The organism is Xanthomonas cannabis pv. cannabis, from assembly GCF_000802365.1.
Classification (GTDB): Bacteria; Pseudomonadota; Gammaproteobacteria; order Xanthomonadales; family Xanthomonadaceae; genus Xanthomonas; species Xanthomonas cannabis.
Genome location: NZ_JSZE01000013.1, coordinates 1 through 18,982 on the forward strand (window position 1 = coordinate 1; position 18,982 = coordinate 18,982).

The following is an 18,982-nucleotide window of genomic DNA, read 5'->3' on the forward strand; positions in this document are numbered from 1 at the left end:
CCACCAGGGTCTCGGTGTCGGCGCGCGGGATCAGCGTCGCCGGCGAGACTTCCAGATCCAGCGTCCAGAACCCGCGCGAGCCGGTCAGATACGCCACCGGTTCACCGGCCTGACGCCGCTGCACCAGTGCGTCGAAAGCAGCGGCGACGGCGCTGGGCACCGGGTCGCGGCCATGGGCGAAGAGCCAGGCGCGGTCGCGGCCCAGCGCGTGCAGCAGCAGGGGTTCGGCATCGCCGCGCTCGATCCGCGCCGCCGCCAGCCGCAGCAGCTGTTCGCCGGATAGGGCGGCAGGATCGTGGCTCATACGGATCGTTCACTCATGCGAAACATCGGCTGACCATTATCGGAGACGGAGCATCGCCGCTGCAGCACCAGATGCCGCCTGCAAAATCGATAGCCAAAACCTATCTATCCAATTCCATCAATCGATTTGAGGAATCTATCGATCCTGCCTACCATGGCGACTGTTCCATCCCCCGCCCCCCTTTCATCGCACGAGGAAACTCAATGTCTCTCATCAACACTCAGGTCCAGCCGTTCAAGGCGAATGCGTACCACAACGGTAACTTCATCGAAGTCACCGAGGCCAGCCTGAAGGGCAAGTGGTCGGTGCTGATCTTCATGCCGGCCGCGTTCACCTTCAACTGCCCGACCGAGGTGGAAGACGCCGCTGATAACTATGCCGCCTTCCAGAAGGCAGGCGCCGAGGTCTACATCGTCACTACCGACACGCACTTCTCGCACAAGGTGTGGCACGAAACCTCCCCGGCCGTGGGCAAGGCGCAGTTCCCGCTGATCGGCGACCCGACCCACAAGCTGACCCGCGCCTTCGGCGTGCACATTGAAGAAGAAGGCCTGGCCCTGCGTGGCACCTTCATCATCAATCCGGAAGGCGTGATCAAGACCCTGGAAATCCACGACAACTCCATCGCCCGCGACGTCACCGAGACGCTGCGCAAGCTGACCGCGGCGCAGTTCGTGGCCAACAATCCTGGCCAGGTCTGCCCGGCCAAGTGGAAGGAAGGCGCCAAGACCCTGGCTCCGTCGCTGGACCTGGTCGGCAAGATCTAAGCCGGCTGTCACTTCCGACCTGTCATCAGGTCGGAGCATCTCCGGCCCGCACGGGCCGGAGGTGAACCGGAGCCGGTGCCGGGCTGCCCGCCAGCCATCGCCAGCACGCACTCCGACCTTGCGCCGGCTGCGGTTCACCTCCTTCCTCTCCCGGCGACCTGCCTCAGCGCAGCGACGCCACGCCCTCCCCTTGCCCATTCCCAGGAGTTCTCCATGTTGGATGCCAACCTCAAGACCCAGCTGACCGCCTACCTGGAACGGGTCACGCGGCCGATCCAGATCAATGCGTCCATCGACGACAGCCCGGCTGCGCGCGAGATGCTCGACCTGCTCGAAGACCTGGTGCTGCTCTCGGACAAGATCAGCCTGGACATCCACCGCGACGACAACCAGCGCAAGCCGTCCTTCGCGCTGACCACGCCGGGCCAGGACATCTCGCTGCGCTTTGCCGGCCTGCCGATGGGCCACGAGTTCACCTCGCTGGTGCTGGCGCTGCTGCAGGTGGGCGGCCACCCGTCCAAGGCCACTGCCGAGCTGATCGAGCAGGTGCAGCACCTGGACGGCGATTACCAGTTCGAAACCTATTTCTCGCTGTCGTGCCAGAACTGCCCGGACGTGGTGCAGGCGCTGAACCTGGCCGCCGTGCTCAATCCCCGCATCAAGCATGTCGCCATCGATGGCGCGCTGTTCCAGGATGAGGTCGAAACCCGCCAGATCATGTCGGTGCCGACGGTGTACTTGAACGGCGAACTGTTCGACCAGGGCCGCATGACGCTGGAGCAGATCGTCGCCAAGCTCGATACCAATGCCGCCAAGCGCGATGCCGCAAAAATCGCCGCCAAGGATGCCTTCGACGTGCTGGTGGTGGGCGGTGGCCCGGCCGGCTCGGCAGCGGCGGTGTATGCCGCACGCAAGGGCATCCGCACCGGCGTGGCCGCCGAACGCTTCGGCGGGCAGGTGCTGGACACCATGTCGATCGAAAATTTCATCTCCGTGCCGGAAACCGAAGGCCCGAAGATGGCTGCAGCGTTGGAGCAGCACGTGCGCCAGTACGACGTGGACATCATGAACCTGCAGCGTGCCGAGCAATTGGTGCCGGCCGGTGCCGATGGCCTGATCGAAATCAAGCTGGCCAATGGCGCCTCGCTCAAGAGCAAGACGGTGATCCTGTCCACCGGTGCGCGCTGGAGGCAGATGAACGTGCCGGGCGAGGACCAGTACAAGAACAAGGGCGTGGCCTATTGCCCGCATTGCGACGGCCCGCTGTTCAAGGGCAAGCGCGTGGCGGTGATCGGCGGCGGCAACTCCGGTGTGGAAGCGGCGATCGATCTGGCCGGCATCGTGGCGCATGTCACGCTGATGGAATTCGACGACAAGCTGCGCGCCGACGAGGTGCTGCAACGCAAGCTGCGCAGCCTGCACAACGTGCGCATCATCACCAGTGCGCAGACCACCGAAGTGCTGGGCGACGGGCAGAAGGTCACCGGACTGGTCTACACCGACCGCACCGGCGGCGACAGCCAGCATGTGGAACTGGAAGGCGTGTTCGTGCAGATCGGCCTGCTGCCCAACACCGAGTTCCTGCGTGGCACGGTGGAGCTGTCTCCGCGCGGCGAGATCATCGTCGATGACCGTGGCCAGACCAGCGTGCCAGGCGTGTTCGCCGCCGGCGACGCCACCACGGTGCCGTACAAGCAGATCGTGATCGCGATGGGCGAAGGTTCCAAGGCCGCCCTGAGCGCATTCGATTACCTGATCCGCTCCAGCGCCCCGGTCAGCGCCGAGAGCGTCGCGCAGGCCGCATAAGCGCAGCGGCCGCCAACGCCCGGCCCAGCCGGGCGCTAAGCTGGCTGTACGCGTCCGTCGTCCATCGTCAACGCCATGAGGGCTGCTGCACATGAATCTGCGTGACCTGAAATATCTGGTAGCCCTGGCCGACCACAAGCACTTCGGTCGTGCTGCGACGGCATGTTTCGTCAGCCAGCCGACGCTGTCCACCCAGATCAAGAAACTCGAAGACGAGCTTGGCGTGTCGCTGGTGGAACGCGCGCCGCGCAAGGTCATGCTGACCCCGGCCGGCCGCGAAGCTGCCGTGCGTGCGCGCAGCATCGTGGCCGAGGTCGAACAGATGAAGGAAGCCGCACGGCGCAGCCAGGACCCGGAAGCGGGCACCGTGCGGCTGGGCATCTTTCCCACCCTGGCACCGTACCTGTTGCCGCATGTGGTGCCGCGCATCCGCGAGCGGTTCCCACGCCTGGAACTGCTGTTGATCGAAGAGAAAAGCGATCAGCTGATGCACCAGCTGCGCGAAGGCCGCCTGGACGCTGCGTTGCTGGCGCTGCCATTGCAGGACGACCAGCTGCATGCCGAATTCCTGTTCGAAGAACCCTTCGTACTGGCCGTGCCGGAAGGCCACCCGCTGTCGCGCCATGACAGCATGACCCTGGACGATCTGTCCGAGCAGCGCCTGTTGCTTTTGGAAGACGGCCATTGTCTGCGCGAGCAGGCACTGGATGTCTGCCACCTGGCCGGCGCGCTGGAGAAATCCGAATTCCAGGCCACCAGCCTGGAAACCCTGCGCCAGATGGTGGCGGCCAATGTCGGCGTGACCTTGCTGCCACTGCTGGCGGTCAAGCCGCCGGTGGCGCGTTCGGACAACATCCGTCTGATCCGCTTCCGCGAAGACAAGCAGCCCAGCCGCCGGATCGCGATGGCATGGCGCCGTAGCTCGGCCATGACCGGATTTCTGGAGCAACTGTCGCAGTTGTTCAAGGAATTGCCCGACACCCTGTTTGCGCTGGATCAGCCTGCGACCGGACCGAAGGCCGTAGCTGCCTGAAGGCGGGGAATCGGGATTCGGGGATCGGGATCGGGATCGGGATCGGGATCGAGAATCGTAAAAGCGTATCGCGGTTGCGGTCGCTTTTATCGCCGGGTGGAGGTTTGAATTGGGCGGCGCGCGAGCGTCGCTTTTTGTTTGCCTGTGTGCGCAGCACTCTTGCCAGACGGTTAGCTGCGCATCAACTCGCCGCTGCGTGCTGGGCTGGCTGGAGCCGGCAGCCCGGCCAGCCCGCCCCCGCGATTTGCAAACGGCGTTTTGATTCGTTTGCTTGGGCCTCGGAGCGCGGCGTTTGCAGCATGCGTCGGCAGAGCGGGCTCGTCCAACAGCAGCTGTCATGCCCTGCCCCTGCGGCTAGTTCATCTGGAACACTTGCTCGCTGCACCAGGCCTGCAGCGCCTGCCTGGCGGCACGTGCCGGTGCCTTGGTTTCTCAACACGTCCATGCATTGCGATCAGCCGCCGGCGCCCTCATCTTGTCAGTGCCGCTTGCCATGACGGCGAGCCGTTTCTGTCAGGAGATCGCCATGACTTCGCAACACCACAGCGGCTTGCCGCCGTCCATCCTTGTGTCCAGCCACGACCTCGCCCGGCTTGAGGCGTTGCTCGATTCGCCCGCCTTCCACAAGCATCCCGCCGCCACCGCGCTGAGCGACGAACTGGGCCGCGCCCGTGTGCTGCCGCCCGATCAGATTCCCGGCGATGTCGTCACCATGCACTCCCGCATCGACTGCGAAGATGAGCTGCATGGCGAACGACATACGCTCACCCTGGTGTACCCGCACGAGGCCGATGTCCAGCACAGCCGCATCTCGGTGCTTGCGCCGGTCGGCAGTGCCCTGCTTGGCCTGTCGGTCGGCCAGAGCATCGACTGGCGCACGCCCGACGGGCGCAACTTGCGCCTGCGCGTGACCGCCGTGCACGATCAACCCGCCGTTGCGGGCGACTTCCAGCGCGCGGCGCGCTAACGTAGCGCGCCGCGTCATCCCCGACCCGTTCCACGATTCGAGAGAACCCGCATGACTGCATCCCCCTCCAAGCTTGCCCAACTGCGTGAGTTGTCCGTTGTTGTCGCCGACACCGGCGATTACGACGCCATCAAGCGCCTGAAGCCGGTCGATTGCACCACCAACCCCACCCTGGTCAAGAAGGCGCTGGACCTGCCGGTCTATGCCGACCTGATCGAACGCGAGCTGGCCTGGGGCCGCGAGCACGGTGGCGAAGACCGCACTGCCACCGTCAACGAAGTCGCCGACCGCCTGACCATCGGCGTGGGCGTCAAGCTGGCCGAATTGGTGCCGGGGCGCGTGTCCACCGAAGTCGACGCCGATCTGGCGCACGATACCCAGGCCACCATCGCCAAGGCGCGCAAGTTCATTGCAATGTACGCCGAGCGCGGCGTGTCCAAGGACAAGATCCTGATCAAGATCGCCGCGACCTGGGAAGGCATCGAAGCCGCCCGTCAGCTGCAGAAGGAAGGCATCGACTGCAACCTGACGCTGATCTTCAACCGCTCGCAGGCACTGGCCTGCGCAGAGGCCGGCGTGTTCCTGATCTCCCCGTTCGTGGGCCGGATCCTGGATTACTACGTCGCCCAGGGCCAGACCCCGGCCACGATCGATGAAGATCCGGGCGTGGTGTTCGTCCGCACCGTCTACAACGAGTTCAAGCAGCGCGGCTCGTCCACCGTGGTGATGGGGGCCTCGTTCCGCTCCACCGCCCAGATCGAAGCGCTGGCCGGTTGCGACCGCCTGACCATTTCGCCGGACCTGCTGGAAAAGCTCGATACCGAACACGGCGAGCTGCCGCGCAAGCTCTCGCCGGCCAAAGCCAACGACGCGCAGATCACCCCGATCGACAGCGACAGCTTTGCCACCGATCTGGCGGCCGATGCGATGGCCACCGAAAAGCTCGCCGGCGGCATCGACACCTTTGCCAAGGATCTGCAGGCCCTGCGCAAGACCATCGCCGACAAGCTCGCCGGCTGATAGCGGCAGGGTGCTTCTGCGATACGACGTCCGCAGCCCGATGGCTGCGGGCGTTGTCGTTTGTGGAGGTGGCAGCAACATCGCCTGCCCCGAGGCAACAGCGATGGATGCGACACCATGGCGCCTTCCATCCTCGACCGCGCGCCATTCGCGCAGGCCTCACGCCCCGTGCCACGACAGCTGCGACCTTGCGCTCTTGGCCACTGCAAATGCCCTGGCCCGGTGGGGAACGCGCCGCATGATTGCCGAGCACGGCCCGCCACTGCTCTCCACACGCCGCTTACACCCGCCACGCGCGCACTGCCTAGAATCCGGATTCCCTCAACTGGCGTAACGGACAATGGCAAACATTGCAGTGGTGATGGTCGACGGCGTCGCCGATTGGGAAATCGGCGTGGTGCTACCGGCGGCACGCGAATGGTTCGGCGACCAGGTCGCCATCGCCAGCATCGACGGGCAACCGGTACAGTCCATCGGCGGCCTGCGCATCACGCCGGAATTTGCGCTGTCCGATCTGGCGCCGCTTGAGGCCGATCTGTGGATTCTGCCCGGCAGCGAACGCTGGCAAGCCGGCGAGATTCCCGGCCTGAGCGGCCTGCTGGTCGAGCGCGTGCAGCAACAGCGCCCGGTCGCGGCCATCTGCGGCGCCACCATTGCCCTGGCCTATGCCGGCCTGCTCGATGAGCGTGCGCACACCAGCAACGCGCTGGCGTTCCTGCAGGAACACGTCGTGCCATATGCGGGCGCAGCGCACTACCGCCATGAAAAGGTCGTCAGCGCCGATGGCGTCATTACCGCACCGGGCACCAGCCCGGTGGGCTTCGCCCTGGCGTGCATGCGCTTGCTGCATCCGGAGCGCACCGACACGTTGGCGCAGTTGCGCGGCATGTTCGCCGGCGAATTCGTGTGATCCAGCGGATCCAGGCGCGCACAGCTGATGCCTGGCACCGACGCGCCGTGCCGATGCACTGAACCCGGTCTGCGCTCCGTTGGCTGTAGCGATGCACCCGCAGTGATTCGCCACCGCGTCGTTGCGGCGAGTGCATCCACTTTCTGCATTGCTCGCCGCAGCAACTCACCAACACTGATTGCGGCACAGCTTCGTCAGCCGATTCGCCGTCCACACACACGGCGCCATCGCCAGCCCGTATTGCGAACACCCCCCCAAAAAAAGATGGCCACGTCGTCTCCGACGTAGCCATTCAAGTTGCCTGGCATGCACTCCCATGCGCTGCCTGATCGTGATAACGCTGCCGGTCACTGTCGGCCATCGGCGCACTGCCACGATCACGTGGATGACAGCGCTTCAATCCGGCCCGCCTTTCCGTCAGGCATCCAGCCCGATCGGGCAGCTCACTCCCGTTCCGCCAAGCCCGCAATAGCCGTGGGGATGCTTGGCGAGATATTGCTGGTGATCGTCTTCGGCGTAATAGAACGTGGGCGCCGGGAAACGGATCTCCGTGGTGATCGCGCCATACCCGGCTGCAGTGAGTTGCTGCTGGTAGGCATCGCGGCTGGCCAGTGCCGCGTCGTATTGCTCCTGCGTCGTGCAGTAGATGGCCGAGCGGTATTGCGTACCGACATCGTTGCCTTGCTGCATGCCCTGGGTGGGGTCGTGGCTTTCCCAGAACGTGCGCAACAACTGGGTGAACGACACCGCCTGCGCGTCGTACACCACCAGCACCGCCTCGGTATGGCCGGTCTGCCCCGAGCACACTTCCGAGTAGGTTGCGTTCGGTGTCTCGCCCCCGGCGTAGCCCACCGCCGTGGTGTACACCCCGGGCACGTTCCAGAACTTGCGTTCCGCGCCCCAGAAGCAACCAAGCCCGAACTGCACCTGGGCCAGGCCGGTGAATTCACCGCGCAACGGATGACCGTTGATCAGGTGCGTGTTGTGCAGCGGTAGTGCCTGCTCGCGTCCGGGCAATGCCTCGCCCGGACGTGGCATGCGTTGTTTGAAGGCGCCGATTCCCAGCATGGTGCAACTCCGCGATCGTGAGGATTGCCTGCTGGATGGCGCCGGCCGCGGCAGCTTTCAAGCCTGCACGGCCGGCGCACGGTCGCCGGAGGGCACTTACTTGGTCTTGGCAACCGCCGAACGCGTATCGACTTCCGGCATCGCCGAGCTGTGGTGGTTGATGATCAACCACTTGCCGTCGCGCTTTTCGTACACGAAGGTGTAGCGCGCCTGCACGTCGCTCTTCTTGCCGTTCTTGTCGGTCAGCGTGAAGGTGTAGACGCCGGCGTCCACGGCGCTGTCGTCATCGAGCACGCGCACGGTGCGGTAATTGACCACGCCCTTGGGCTTTTTGGCCAGGAACATCTCGAAGTACTTTTCGATCTGCTCGCGCGAGGCGCGCACTTCATTGGATACGGTCGGCAGCAACACGCCATCCGGTGCGTACAGATCGGCCACCTTGTCCGGGTTACCGGTTGCCAGTGCGGCGTTCCAGGTGTCGAACAGTGCAGCGACTTCGCGCTCTTCGCCGCCAGCCGGCAGCTTGGCCTTGTCGGTGTAGTGCATCACGCCGCCAGCCAGCGCCGGGGTGGCAGCCAGAGCCAGAACCATAGAGAACAGAGTGCGACGCATGGGAATCTCCGTTGGGTTGTTGTGGGGTGCCTCATCGGGCGAGTTCAGTATCGAAATCAAGCGGCCCCAACAATTCTGCCGACTGGCATATACTTAAATATGCTGATCGGCCTAGAGCGAATCCATGGAAACCCCTACCAGTGCTGGTGATTGGCGGCTTGCCTTGCGCCGCGAGGCCTCCGATGGCGCACGCTGGCAGGCGCTCTGGGAAGCAGCCGTGGCGCTGCGTCAGGCACACACCCCCGAGCAGGCCTGCGATGCCGTGCTGGGGCGCGTGCTGCTGTTGCTGGGCCTGGAGCACGGCGCGGTGCTGGCACAGCGCGGGCCGCGTACGCAGGTGCTCGCCAGCCGTGGGCAGGCCCTGCCGCCCGGGGCCAGTGCGGCCGGCGACAGCCACGACGCAGCCTGGCTGATGCCGCCGCGCCCGGTCGACATCCGCGAGGCCAGGGTGCCGATCCATGCACTGGGCACTACCCACGGCATGGTCTGCGTGGCCTGGAACGACGGCCGTCCTGCCCCCGGCAACGATGACGTGCAGGCGTTGCAGGCCTTCGCCCTGTTGCTGCCGGCGATGGTGGCCGAACCGGCCAAACCGGTTGCCACGCGGCGGCGCAAACCGCTGCAGGACGATCGCCTGAACGCGCTGAGCAAGCGCGAGAAACAGGTGCTGTCGTTGCTCCCGCGCGGACTCACCAACGCGAGCCTCGCAGCTGAACTGGGGATTTCTCCCGGCACGGTGAAAGTGCATGTGGAGCGAATCCTGCAGAAACTTGAGGTAAAAGATCGCACCCAGGCCGCGGTGTACGCGGTCCAAGCCGGACTCGCGCTATGAATGCATTGGCAGTGCGTTGGAACGATTGGCCGATCACCCGCAAGAGCCTGGCGGTCGTCACGTTGCCGTTGTTGCTGCTGGCCGTCGCATTGATGGCGATCTACAGCGTGGAGCGGCAGAACATCGCCGCCGAAAACGACGTGCGCCAGACGCTGGAGGTGTTGAGCGATCTGTACGAAGCGCATGCGCTGCTGGCCGAAACTGCGGCCGGTGTGCGTGGCTACCGGCTGGTGCGCCGCGATGAATTCCTCACCCCGTATCGCGATGCCGAGCCACGCCTGCAGCGGGTGGCCGAGCGCTTGTCGCAACGCATCACCGACCCGGGCCAGGCGCAGCGGTTTGCGCGCATCAAGCCACTTTTTGCCGAAAAAATGCAGGGGTGGCGCCGGCTGCTGGCGCCGGATCTGAGCCGCGAGGAAGAAATCCGCCAGCTCTGGGATGGCAAGTACAAGCTCGACATCCTGCGCGCGGAACTGCGCGAGCTGCGCAATTACGAAACCGCGCAATTGCAGGTGCGCACGGCCAAGGCGCAAGGGCTGCGCCAGCGCAATCTCATCATCACCCTGAGTGCAGCCATGCTCGGCGGCCTGGGCGCGGTGTTTGCCGTGGCCTGGTTTGCCTCGGCGCTGTCCGGGCGTCTGCGCACGCTGGCGGCAAATGCGGACCGCCTGGGCGAAGGCCTGCCGCTGGCACCGCAACCGCGCGCCGGCGACGAGCTGGGCCAGGTCGGTCAGCGTCTGGCGCAGGCCAGCGAACTGCTGGCCGCGCGCGCGGCCGAAGCGCAGCTGGCGCGGCGCGAAGCAGAAACCGCCAACCGCGCGAAGACCGAGTTCCTCTCGCGCAGCAGCCACGAACTGCGCACTCCGCTCAATGCCATCCTGGGCTATGCGCAAGTGCTGGAAATGGACCTGCCCGAGCCCGGCCACCGCCGCCACCTGCAACACATCCTGGGCGCCGGCCGGCACTTGCTGGGGCTGATCACCGAGCTGCTGGACATCGCGCGCATCGAGGCCGATCAGCTGGATCTGAGCCCGGAACCAATCTCGGTGCGCGCGGCCGTGCACGAGGCGCTGGGCCTGATCGCACCGGATGCGGACCGATACGGCATTGCCCTGCAACCGCCGGCCATCGAAGCGACGTGGACGGTGCGCGCCGACGCGCAGCGGCTGCGGCAGGTCCTGCTCAACCTGTTGTCCAATGCAGTGAAGTTCAATCGTCCCGGTGGCCAGGTGCAGGTGAGCGCACACGCCGGCGACGAGCAGGTGCGCATCACCGTGGCCGACCAGGGCGCGGGGCTCACCCCGGCGCAGATCGAGCGGCTGTTCACGCCGTTCGAGCGGCTGGGTGCCGAGCGTTCCGCCGTGGAAGGCACCGGCCTGGGGCTGGCGCTGAGCAAGCGCCTGATCGAGGCGATGGGTGGGCAGATCGGGGTGGACAGCAGTCGCGATGGCGCGCGCTTCTGGATCTCGCTGCCGCAGGGCGAGCCGCAACGCAGCGAGCCCGCGCGGACCCTGCTGCCGCCCAGCGCCACCGGCAGCGGCGTCTGCCGCCTGTTGAGCATCGAGGACAACCCCTCCAACCAGGCGTTGATCCGCACACTCACCGAGCGCCGCCCGCAATGGCAGCTGCTGGAAGCGGCCAGCCTGGCGCAAGCGCGCGAACTGCTGCGGCAGGGCGTGCCGGACCTGATCCTGCTGGACCTGCACCTGAGCGACGGCAACGGCGAAGAGTTGCTGCGCGAGTTGCAGGCGCAGCCGGCCACCGCGCAGGTCCCGGTGGTGGTGATCAGTGCCGATGCCACCACCGCCACGCTGGCGCGCGTCGGCAATCAGGGCGTGCGTGCGTATCTGACCAAGCCATTGGACGTGGCGGAATTCTTCACCGTGATCGACAGGTTGCTGGCATGACACGCGACGAAATTCTCGGCTCCCGCATCCTCATCGTCGACGACGAGCCGGCCAATGTGCGGCTGCTGGAAGACCTGCTGCAGCGCGAAGGCTTCCAGCAGGTCATCGCCACCACCGATCCGCTGCGGGTCATGGGCCTGGTCTCGGCATTTGCACCGGATCTGATCTTGCTGGACCTGAAGATGCCGGAGCTGGACGGCTACGCCCTGCTGGAACAGCTGGCCCGGCTGTCCGACCCGGCGCATTTCCTGCCGGTGATCGTGCTCACCGCCGATCCCAGCCGCAGCGCGCGCCACCGTGCATTGGGGCTGGGGGCAAAAGACTTTCTGACCAAGCCGCTGGACACCTTCGAGGTGGCGCTGCGGGTCTGGAACGTGGCTGAAACCACCGTGCTGTTCAAGCGCCTGCGTGCATTGGCCGCGCCGGAGGCTGCGCCGCCCGGGTGGCGCCAGCCGGGATGATGCCTGCACAGCGTAGGAGCGCACCCGGGCGCGACGGGGGCTTGCCGATAACGCCAGCGCAGGAGCGCACCCGGGCGCGACGTGACGTTTATCGGCCCAGCCTCGTCGCGCCCGGGTGCGCTCCTACAACTGGCGCTGCGCTACAGCGCGCGGGTGACCTCGCCGCACAGGCCGATGTCTGCCAGCACCGCCTGCGCCTGGCTCAGGTGCAGGTCGGCGACGCAGACCTGCAGCACGCCGAAGGCCGGCAGTTCGCCGGCACCGCCCAATAGCGACTCGCCGAACACGAATGCGGTGATGCCGGCATCTTCCAGCGCGTGCTTGGCCAGATGCGCGTCGATGATGTGACTGGCGCGATACGCGATCTGCATGTCAGCCGCGCTCCAGGCGTTCGCGCTCGGCGCCCTGCTTCCACTCGCGCAGCGCCGGCAGTGCATCCAGTGCGGCCAGGTAATCGCCGGCGGCTTCGAACAGCGGCACGCCATAGCTGGTAAAGCGCAACGCCACCGGCGCGTACATCGCATCGACAATGCCGAACTCGCCGCACAGAAACGGCCCGGTGTGGCCGTGCTCGGCGCGCAGGCTGGCCCACAGCGCCTGGATGCGGGTGATATCGCGCTCGACGGCGGCGTCCCACTGCGCGGGCGCGGGCGTGCGGGCCAGGTCCATCGGCAATTGGGTGCGCAGCGCGCCAAAGCCCGAATGCATCTCCGCCGCGGCCGCGCGCGCCTGCGCACGCACGGCCAGCCCGGCAGGCCAGCCGCGTCCATCCAGCCAGCGCTCGTTGACGTACTCGCAGATCGCCAGCGAATCCCATACATGCAGGGTGTCGTCCCACAGCACCGGAACCTGGCGCGTCGGCGAATACCCGGCGATGCGGGTCTGGAATTCCGGCGTATCGAGCGGCAGCGCGACTTCCTGGAACGGCACCTGGAAGTGCCGCAACAGCAGCCACGGCCGCAACGACCAGGAAGAAAGCGTCTTGTCGCCGATCACCAGGCGGGGCAGTGACATGGGTGGGGCGCTCCAACGGGGTTGGCGCAGCGTACGCGTCGCGACCGATGCCCGCCAGCCGCGCCCGGCCGCACGTGGGGACAACCGCCTTGCAGCGCGCTGCGACGGGGCGGCGCTTGGGCAGGGCCTGGGCGACCGGTGCCAGGCATTGCATGGCCGCAGCCACGCAATGCGGTTGCGGCGCACCGATGGCGGCAACCGCGCACTGGTCGCCGGGCATGCGGACCACGCGATGCGCCGGTGGGTTGCATGGTGCCAAACCGGGCCACGGCTACGCCAGGCATTGCCAGCACAGCCTGCAGCGGTGACGAACCGCCTGGTCGATACACCCGAACTGCCGGCCCGACGCGCCCCGCTGCCCCGCCGCCTACCCCTAACCGGTGCCACCGCCTAAACTTGCGGTTTACCTAATGCCGATGCCCCGCATGTCCGAGATTGCAGCCACCGACGCCACCGCCCCGGCGGAGAAGAAAGACTTCATCCGCCAGATCGTTCGCGAGGACCTGGCCAGCGGCAAGCACACCGTCATCCGCACCCGCTTCCCGCCCGAGCCCAACGGCTACCTGCACATCGGCCACGCCAAGGCGATCTGCCTGGACTTCGGCCTGGCGGCCGAGTTCGGCGGGCTGTGCAACCTGCGCCTGGACGACACCAACCCGGCCAAGGAAGACCCCGAGTTCGTGGTGGCCATCCAGGACGACGTGCGCTGGCTGGGCTACGAATGGGCACAGCTGCGCCACGCCTCGGACTACTTCGAGGTGTATTACCTGGCCGCACAGAAGCTGATCCGCGACGGCCACGCCTTCGTCTGCGACCTGTCGGCCGAGCAGGTGCGCGAGTACCGCGGCACCCTGACCGAACCCGGCCGCAATTCGCCGTTTCGCGAGCGCAGCGTCGAGGAAAACCTGGACCTGTTCGGCCGCATGCGCGCCGGTGAGTTCCCCGATGGTGCACGCACGCTGCGCGCCAAGATCGACATGGCCAGCGGCAACATCAACCTGCGCGATCCGGCGCTCTACCGCATCAAGCATGTGGAGCACCAGAACACCGGCAACACCTGGCCGATCTACCCGATGTACGACTTTGCGCATTCGCTGGGCGATGCGGTGGAAGGCATCACCCACTCGCTGTGCACGCTGGAATTCGAAGACCACCGCCCACTCTACGACTGGTGCGTGGACAAGGTGGACCTGGCCGGCCACCCGGAATTGCTGCAGCCGCTGCTGGAGAAAGGCCTGCCGCGCGAAGCCGGCAAACCGCGTCAGATCGAGTTTTCGCGCCTCAACATCAATTACACGGTGATGAGCAAGCGCAAGCTCACCGCGCTGGTGGACGAACAGCTGGTGGACGGCTGGGACGACCCACGCATGTACACGCTGCAGGGCTTGCGTCGTCGTGGCTATACACCGGCGGCGATGCGCCTGTTCGTCGATCGGGTGGGTATCAGCAAGCAGAACTCGCTGATCGATTTCTCGGTGCTGGAAGGCTGCCTGCGCGAAGATCTGGACGCAGCAGCGGCGCGCCGCATGGCGGTGATCGAACCGCTCAAGCTGGTGCTGACCAACCTGCCCGAAGGCCACACCGAGACGCTGCAGTTTTCCAATCACCCCAAGGACGAGAGCTTCGGCACGCGTGAAGTGCCGTTCGCACGCGAGCTATGGATCGAGCGCGAGGATTTTGCCGAGGTTCCGCCCAAGGGCTGGAAACGGCTGGTACCGGGCGGTGAGATCCGCCTGCGTGGCGCCGGCATTGCGCGCGTGGATGAGGTGATCAAGAACGCCGACGGCGACATCGTCGAGCTGCGCGGCTGGCTGGACCCGGAATCGCGCCCGGGCATGGAAGGTGCCAACCGCAAGGTCAAGGGCACCATCCATTGGGTCAGCGCCGTGCATGCGGTGGACGCGGAAATCCGCCTGTACGACCGTCTGTTCTCGGTGGAAAAGCCCGACGACGAATCCGAAGGCAAGACCTACCGCGACTATCTCAACCCCGAGTCCAAGCGCAGCGTGCGCGGATATGTGGAACCGGCCGCCGCGCAGGCAACGCCCGAGCAGGCGTTTCAGTTCGAGCGCACCGGCTACTTCGTTGCCGATCGCCGCGACCATAGTGCAGCCACACCGGTGTTCAATCGCAGCGTGACCTTGCGCGATACCTGGGCCAAGTAACGGGTGTCTGCACCGGATCAAGGCGCCGGTGCGGCCTTTGCACTGCGCAACACGTGGCTACCGATGCAAACGGAGGGGCCACATGGCATTGCGCACCCCGCACAGGGCTGTCAAGACGCGTCGCGTTCTGAGCTGATGCACACGCGCAGGGAGCTGCGCCCGGCCGTGGCCTGCATGCTGCACGACTGACAGGAGCAACACGATGCGTGAGCGCTTGATGGTGGGGGTTGCCTGCGGCGTCGGCGCGGGCGCGCTGTGGGGGCTGGTGTTTCTGGCACCGCAGTTGTTGTCGGCGTTCACGCCCCTGCAACTGGCGGTGGCGCGCTACCTGTCGTACGGCGCGGTGGCGGCGGTGGTGCTGGCACCACGCGCGCGCCAGACCGCCGCCCGGCTGGGCCGCGCCGAGTGGTGGGCGCTGGGGCGCCTGAGCCTGATGGGGAATCTGGTCTATTACGTGCTGCTGGGCAGCGCGGTGCAATGGGCCGGCAGCGCCGCCACCGCGCTGATCATCGGCCTGTTGCCGGTGGTGGTGACCGTCGTCGGGACGCGGGCGGCGGGCGCGGTGCAATTACGGCGGCTCGCTGCCCCGTGCGTGCTGTGCGTCATCGGCGTGACGCTGGTGGCGCTGGACACCGTGCAGGACGATTCGGGGCAGCAGGCGAGCGACCGTCTCACCCGTATTGCCGGCCTGTTGTGCGCCGTCGGTGCACTGGTCTCGTGGTCGGCCTATTCGATCGTCAATGCACGCTGGTTGCGGCGCCGCCCCGATCTGTCCGGCGGCGACTGGTCGCTGCTGACCGGCGTGGTCACCGGCGCACTGGCGGCGCTGCTGGCGCCGGCCGCGCTGATCGGCAGCGCGCCGCATGCGCCGATCGACTGGGCCGGCTTCTGGGGCGTCTCGCTGTTGCTGGGCATCCTGGCCTCGGTGATCGGCAACGCCCTGTGGAACCGCGCCAGCCGCGTGCTGCCGTTGACGCTGGTCGGGCAGATGATCGTGTTCGAGACCATCTTTGCACTGCTGTACGGCTTTGCCTGGGAAATGCGTCTGCCCACGCCGCTGGAACTGGCAGCGATCGCGTGCCTGCTGGTCGGCGTGCTGTGGTGCGCAGCACTGCATTCGGAAGCGAATTGACGCCCAGCGCTGTCGAGGCGCTGCGCCTAGATTGCAGGCCGTGTCCACTGGAACGCCGCCATGTGCCTGCCACGCCCCAGACCGCGGACGCTGTATGGCGCCGTGTTGGCGCTCTCCATCGGGCTGACGGCCTGTTCGCCGCCGCCGCACAACGCGCAAGCGGTGACGCCGGCCGAGGCATTGTGCCTGTTCGTTCCGCACCCGCCGGACGACGAACTGCCCAGCGATCGCCGCGACGAAAGCATGCAGCAACTGGCGCTGGCCAGCCGTTGCGGTTCTGCACTGACCCGAGGTCGCTGACCACGCGCTTGCAGTACAGCGAGCCGTGGATGGGACCCGTGGTCTTTGCATGACCGCGGCAGCCGGTGCCGCCGGTCCCCGCCCATCGGCGGCCCTACCAGACGTGGCCCACCTCAGTGGTCACGCTGCGCGCGGCAACGCCCGTTGACGCCAGCGACATGCAGTCGCGAAACGCGCAGCGATCAACGCCTGGGACGCCTGGCCGCACCCCAGGGCGCGCCCAAGGCTTACCATGACCTCTCACCTGTCCTGATCGGAGCAACCGCATGTCCCGTGCCTTGTCCTGGTGTCTGAGCAGCCTGTTGCTGTTGGTAGTGTTCACGTTGATCGGTTGTGTCGCCGCACCGCCGACCGAGGCCGCCACGCCACCTGCGGCGACCGCCAAACCCGTCACCGTCATCACCACGTGCAAGGTCGATGCCGATTGCACGGTAAAGAACGTCGGCAACTGTTGCGGGGCGTTCCCGGCCTGCGTCAACGTCAACAGCGCCACCGACCCCAAGGGTGTGATGGCGCAATGCCAGTCCAGCGGCATGATGAGCGTGTGCGGTTTTCAGGACATCAGCGGCTGCCAATGCGTCTCCGGCCAGTGCGCCGCCAAGTAGGACCACGGCAGGGCCCCTGGGTGCAGTGAAGCGGCTGCCGCCGGTAGCGATCGCGTACGTTGGTTGCCGCCTGGCGTGCAGCAGCCCGTGGCCGGCAGTGACGGCATTCATCTCCGGCCACCTCCTGGTGTTGCGCGCTGCCCCCGGGCCGATACACTGCGCCGCCCCTTCCCCCCTCTCCTACCGGTCGTCACGTGATGCTCTACGCGCAAGTCCACCTCACATTGCCCGCCTGGATCCATGATTTCGTGGATGCCAGTCGCGCCTATCCCAGCGACGACGAGAAGGTGGCGCTGGCGATCGCGTTGTCGCGGATGAACGTCGAAGCACGCAGCGGCGGCCCCTTTGGCGCCGTGGTGTTCGGCCCGGACCATCACATCATTGCCGCAGCCGTGAATCGTGTGGTGCCGCAGACCACCTCGCTGGCGCACGCCGAAAACATGGCCTACATGCTGGCGCAGCAGCGCCTGCAGACCCCGCGCCTGAATGATGTGCTGTCGCCCATCACCCTGGCGACCTCCGCGCAACCGTGCTGCCAGTGCTACGGCGCCACGGTATGGGCGGGCATCGACCGGCTGCTGATCGGCGCCCGCGCCGAAGACGTGATGGCCCTGACCGAATTCGACGAAGGCCCGCTGCCCGCCGACTGGGTGGGCGAGCTCACCCGCCGCGGCATCGATGTGGTGCGCGACGTACAGCGCGAGCAGGCGTGCGCGGTGCTGCGCAGTTACGGCGAGGGCGGCGGTGACCATTATTGACCTCTCCCTGCGAGCGCTGCGATGAGCGGGCTGCTGTGTTACTGCCGCCAGGGCTTCGAGCCGGAACTGGCCGCAGAACTGAGCGCGCGCGCCGCGTTCGTCGGCATCACCGGCTATGCGCGCACGCAGCGCAACGATGGCTATGTGGTGTTCGTCTGCGATGAAGCTGCGCAACTGGCCGCCAGGTTGCAGTGGCGCGAGCTGATCTTCGCGCGGCAGAAGCTGGTCGTCCTGGCAGAACTCAAGGGCATCGACCCGACCGATCGCATCACCCCGATCCTGGCCGCACTGCACGGGCAACCGCGCTTTGGCGACCTGTGGGTGGAGCATCCGGATTCGGATGCCGGCAAACCGCTGGCAGGCCTGGCGCGCAGCTTTGGCAATGCGTTACGCCCGGCCCTGCGCAAGGCCGGCCTGCTCACCGACAAGCCGCAGCCGCGCCTGCCACGGCTGCATGTGTGTTTCCTCGATGGCGACCACGCAGTGCTGGCGGTGGCCGATGCCGACGACAGCGCGCCCTGGCCCTTGGGCATTCCGCGGCTCAAATTGCTGCCCGACGCACCGTCGCGTTCGGCGCTCAAACTCGACGAAGCACTGCTCACCTTGCTGACGCCCGACGAGCGCGAACGCCTGGTCAAGCCCGGCATGCGCGCTGCCGATCTGGGCGCCGCGCCCGGCGGCTGGACCTGGGTGCTCACCCGCCAGCACCTGCATGTCACCAGCGTGGACAACGGCCCGCTGCGCGAGCACGTGCTGGACACCGGCCTGGTCGAGCACCTGCGCGCCGATGGCTTCCACTGGAAACCGGCACAGGCGCTGGACTGGATGGTCTGCGACATGGTCGAGCAACCGCGCCGCGTCGCCGAGCGCATGGCCACCTGGGTGCGCGAAGGCTGGTGTCGCCACACCCTGTTCAACCTCAAGCTGCCGATGAAAAAACGCTGGGACGAGACCCGCCTGTGCCTGGATCTCTTCGAGCAGCAGGCCGAAAAGTCGCTGACCGTGCGGGCCAAGCAGCTGTATCACGATCGCGAAGAGATCACGGTGCTGGCGATGCGGGACTGAGGCTGGGAATCGGGAATCGGGAATCGTAAAAGCGCGGATTGGTGGCGTTGTTGCTGTGGGTGCGGGCGGGTATCGCGGGAGCTGGTGTGGTGATTCACCTGCGCCAGTCGCGCTGATGGCAGTCCGGTGTGATTGCTGGGCAGCCGCTTTCGGTGCTGGACTGCATGTTCGTGGGGACTTCATCGTGGCAGGCTGGTGCGCGCCAGCCTGCTCGCCTGGCCCCGGCGGGTCAACTCCGTCGATTGACGGAGCTGGG

Annotated in this window: 19 protein-coding genes and 1 pseudogene; 15 read left to right on the forward strand and 5 right to left on the reverse strand. The window is 66.5% G+C overall.

Features of this window, described 5'->3' with window-relative positions; all coding sequences use genetic code 11:
* Positions 1–304: pseudogene (locus OZ10_RS03035) on the reverse strand (peptide chain release factor N(5)-glutamine methyltransferase); the annotation flags it as partial.
* A gap of 203 nt (positions 305–507) precedes the next feature.
* On the opposite strand from OZ10_RS03035, the gene ahpC reads away from it, so the two are divergent.
* The 6 genes from ahpC (at position 508) to OZ10_RS03065 (ending at position 6,807) form a co-directional block, all read left to right on the forward strand.
* Complete coding sequence (gene ahpC, locus OZ10_RS03040; RefSeq protein ID WP_003488826.1) at positions 508–1,071, forward strand: alkyl hydroperoxide reductase subunit C; 564 nt, start codon at positions 508–510, stop codon at positions 1,069–1,071.
* A gap of 213 nt (positions 1,072–1,284) precedes the next feature.
* Positions 1,285–2,877, forward strand: coding sequence for an alkyl hydroperoxide reductase subunit F (ahpF, locus tag OZ10_RS03045; RefSeq protein ID WP_039410006.1), 1,593 nt, complete (start codon positions 1,285–1,287; stop codon positions 2,875–2,877).
* Positions 2,878–2,968: 91 nt separating this feature from the next.
* A complete protein-coding gene (locus OZ10_RS03050) occupies positions 2,969–3,910 on the forward strand; it encodes a LysR substrate-binding domain-containing protein (protein WP_039410005.1) in 942 nt (313 codons plus the stop codon).
* A gap of 526 nt (positions 3,911–4,436) precedes the next feature.
* Positions 4,437–4,877: a nucleoside diphosphate kinase regulator gene (rnk, locus tag OZ10_RS03055; protein WP_039410079.1), complete on the forward strand. Its 441-nt coding sequence runs from the start codon at positions 4,437–4,439 to the stop codon at positions 4,875–4,877.
* 51 nt (positions 4,878–4,928) lie between these two features.
* Positions 4,929–5,897 (forward strand): transaldolase, encoded by a 969-nt coding sequence (gene tal, locus OZ10_RS03060; RefSeq protein ID WP_039563916.1) that lies wholly within the window; start codon positions 4,929–4,931, stop codon positions 5,895–5,897.
* Between the two features lie 340 nt (positions 5,898–6,237).
* Positions 6,238–6,807, forward strand: a complete 570-nt coding sequence (locus OZ10_RS03065; RefSeq protein WP_039409999.1) for a type 1 glutamine amidotransferase family protein — start codon at positions 6,238–6,240, stop codon at positions 6,805–6,807.
* A gap of 417 nt (positions 6,808–7,224) precedes the next feature.
* Here the strand turns inward: OZ10_RS03065 and msrA are convergent, their stop codons facing one another.
* Positions 7,225–7,875 (reverse strand): peptide-methionine (S)-S-oxide reductase MsrA, encoded by a 651-nt coding sequence (msrA, locus tag OZ10_RS03070; protein WP_039563917.1) that lies wholly within the window; start codon positions 7,873–7,875, stop codon positions 7,225–7,227.
* Positions 7,876–7,971: 96 nt separating this feature from the next.
* Positions 7,972–8,487 carry an SgcJ/EcaC family oxidoreductase gene (locus OZ10_RS03075; RefSeq protein WP_039409994.1) on the reverse strand — a complete coding sequence of 172 codons (516 nt, stop codon included), beginning with the start codon at positions 8,485–8,487 and terminating at the stop codon, positions 7,972–7,974.
* A gap of 124 nt (positions 8,488–8,611) precedes the next feature.
* Here OZ10_RS03075 and OZ10_RS03080 point away from each other — a divergent pair, with 124 nt between their 5' ends.
* Genes OZ10_RS03080 through OZ10_RS03090 form a run of 3 tightly spaced genes read left to right on the forward strand, consistent with a single transcriptional unit; the run spans position 8,612 to position 11,687 of the window.
* Positions 8,612–9,319 (forward strand): helix-turn-helix domain-containing protein, encoded by a 708-nt coding sequence (locus OZ10_RS03080; protein WP_039409991.1) that lies wholly within the window; start codon positions 8,612–8,614, stop codon positions 9,317–9,319.
* Positions 9,316–11,226, forward strand: coding sequence for a hybrid sensor histidine kinase/response regulator (locus OZ10_RS03085; protein WP_039563918.1), 1,911 nt, complete (start codon positions 9,316–9,318; stop codon positions 11,224–11,226). The genes OZ10_RS03080 and OZ10_RS03085 overlap by 4 nt, the downstream gene beginning before the upstream one ends.
* Positions 11,223–11,687, forward strand: coding sequence for a response regulator (locus OZ10_RS03090; RefSeq protein ID WP_039409985.1), 465 nt, complete (start codon positions 11,223–11,225; stop codon positions 11,685–11,687). The genes OZ10_RS03085 and OZ10_RS03090 overlap by 4 nt, the downstream gene beginning before the upstream one ends.
* A 140-nt stretch (positions 11,688–11,827) precedes the next feature.
* Here the strand turns inward: OZ10_RS03090 and OZ10_RS03095 are convergent, their stop codons facing one another.
* Both OZ10_RS03095 and OZ10_RS03100 read right to left on the reverse strand, forming a co-directional pair.
* Positions 11,828–12,058, reverse strand: coding sequence for a putative signal transducing protein (locus tag OZ10_RS03095; RefSeq protein WP_039409981.1), 231 nt, complete (start codon positions 12,056–12,058; stop codon positions 11,828–11,830).
* 1 nt (position 12,059) lies between these two features.
* On the reverse strand, positions 12,060–12,701 hold the full coding sequence (locus OZ10_RS03100; protein WP_039409977.1) for a glutathione S-transferase family protein: 642 nt from the start codon (positions 12,699–12,701) through the stop codon (positions 12,060–12,062).
* Positions 12,702–13,126: 425 nt separating this feature from the next.
* Between OZ10_RS03100 and OZ10_RS03105 the strand changes: the two genes are divergently transcribed.
* The 6 genes from OZ10_RS03105 (at position 13,127) to rlmM (ending at position 18,726) form a co-directional block, all read left to right on the forward strand.
* Complete coding sequence (locus OZ10_RS03105) at positions 13,127–14,866, forward strand: glutamine--tRNA ligase/YqeY domain fusion protein (RefSeq protein ID WP_039563919.1); 1,740 nt, start codon at positions 13,127–13,129, stop codon at positions 14,864–14,866.
* Positions 14,867–15,068: 202 nt separating this feature from the next.
* Positions 15,069–15,998 carry a DMT family transporter gene (locus OZ10_RS03110; RefSeq protein ID WP_039563920.1) on the forward strand — a complete coding sequence of 310 codons (930 nt, stop codon included), beginning with the start codon at positions 15,069–15,071 and terminating at the stop codon, positions 15,996–15,998.
* 60 nt (positions 15,999–16,058) lie between these two features.
* Positions 16,059–16,298, forward strand: coding sequence for a hypothetical protein (locus tag OZ10_RS03115; protein ID WP_068873828.1), 240 nt, complete (start codon positions 16,059–16,061; stop codon positions 16,296–16,298).
* Between the two features lie 266 nt (positions 16,299–16,564).
* Positions 16,565–16,903, forward strand: a complete 339-nt coding sequence (locus tag OZ10_RS03120) for a hypothetical protein (protein ID WP_039563943.1) — start codon at positions 16,565–16,567, stop codon at positions 16,901–16,903.
* A gap of 197 nt (positions 16,904–17,100) precedes the next feature.
* Positions 17,101–17,661, forward strand: coding sequence for a nucleoside deaminase (locus OZ10_RS03125; RefSeq protein ID WP_039409968.1), 561 nt, complete (start codon positions 17,101–17,103; stop codon positions 17,659–17,661).
* A 21-nt stretch (positions 17,662–17,682) separates the two neighbouring features.
* Positions 17,683–18,726, forward strand: a complete 1,044-nt coding sequence (gene rlmM / locus OZ10_RS03130) for a 23S rRNA (cytidine(2498)-2'-O)-methyltransferase RlmM (RefSeq protein ID WP_039563921.1) — start codon at positions 17,683–17,685, stop codon at positions 18,724–18,726.
* The last annotated feature ends 256 nt before the right edge of the window (positions 18,727–18,982 follow it).

Coding starts and splice junctions, on each gene's coding strand:
- ahpC (WP_003488826.1), top strand. CDS start 508: ATGTCTCTCATCAACACTCAGGTCCAGCCGTTCAAGGCGAATGCGTAC.
- ahpF (WP_039410006.1), top strand. CDS start 1,285: ATGTTGGATGCCAACCTCAAGACCCAGCTGACCGCCTACCTGGAACGG.
- OZ10_RS03050 (WP_039410005.1), top strand. CDS start 2,969: ATGAATCTGCGTGACCTGAAATATCTGGTAGCCCTGGCCGACCACAAG.
- rnk (WP_039410079.1), top strand. CDS start 4,437: ATGACTTCGCAACACCACAGCGGCTTGCCGCCGTCCATCCTTGTGTCC.
- tal (WP_039563916.1), top strand. CDS start 4,929: ATGACTGCATCCCCCTCCAAGCTTGCCCAACTGCGTGAGTTGTCCGTT.
- OZ10_RS03065 (WP_039409999.1), top strand. CDS start 6,238: ATGGCAAACATTGCAGTGGTGATGGTCGACGGCGTCGCCGATTGGGAA.
- msrA (WP_039563917.1), bottom strand. CDS start 7,875: ATGCTGGGAATCGGCGCCTTCAAACAACGCATGCCACGTCCGGGCGAG.
- OZ10_RS03075 (WP_039409994.1), bottom strand. CDS start 8,487: ATGCGTCGCACTCTGTTCTCTATGGTTCTGGCTCTGGCTGCCACCCCG.
- OZ10_RS03080 (WP_039409991.1), top strand. CDS start 8,612: ATGGAAACCCCTACCAGTGCTGGTGATTGGCGGCTTGCCTTGCGCCGC.
- OZ10_RS03085 (WP_039563918.1), top strand. CDS start 9,316: ATGAATGCATTGGCAGTGCGTTGGAACGATTGGCCGATCACCCGCAAG.
- OZ10_RS03090 (WP_039409985.1), top strand. CDS start 11,223: ATGACACGCGACGAAATTCTCGGCTCCCGCATCCTCATCGTCGACGAC.
- OZ10_RS03095 (WP_039409981.1), bottom strand. CDS start 12,058: ATGCAGATCGCGTATCGCGCCAGTCACATCATCGACGCGCATCTGGCC.
- OZ10_RS03100 (WP_039409977.1), bottom strand. CDS start 12,701: ATGTCACTGCCCCGCCTGGTGATCGGCGACAAGACGCTTTCTTCCTGG.
- OZ10_RS03105 (WP_039563919.1), top strand. CDS start 13,127: ATGTCCGAGATTGCAGCCACCGACGCCACCGCCCCGGCGGAGAAGAAA.
- OZ10_RS03110 (WP_039563920.1), top strand. CDS start 15,069: ATGCGTGAGCGCTTGATGGTGGGGGTTGCCTGCGGCGTCGGCGCGGGC.
- OZ10_RS03115 (WP_068873828.1), top strand. CDS start 16,059: ATGTGCCTGCCACGCCCCAGACCGCGGACGCTGTATGGCGCCGTGTTG.
- OZ10_RS03120 (WP_039563943.1), top strand. CDS start 16,565: ATGTCCCGTGCCTTGTCCTGGTGTCTGAGCAGCCTGTTGCTGTTGGTA.
- OZ10_RS03125 (WP_039409968.1), top strand. CDS start 17,101: ATGCTCTACGCGCAAGTCCACCTCACATTGCCCGCCTGGATCCATGAT.
- rlmM (WP_039563921.1), top strand. CDS start 17,683: ATGAGCGGGCTGCTGTGTTACTGCCGCCAGGGCTTCGAGCCGGAACTG.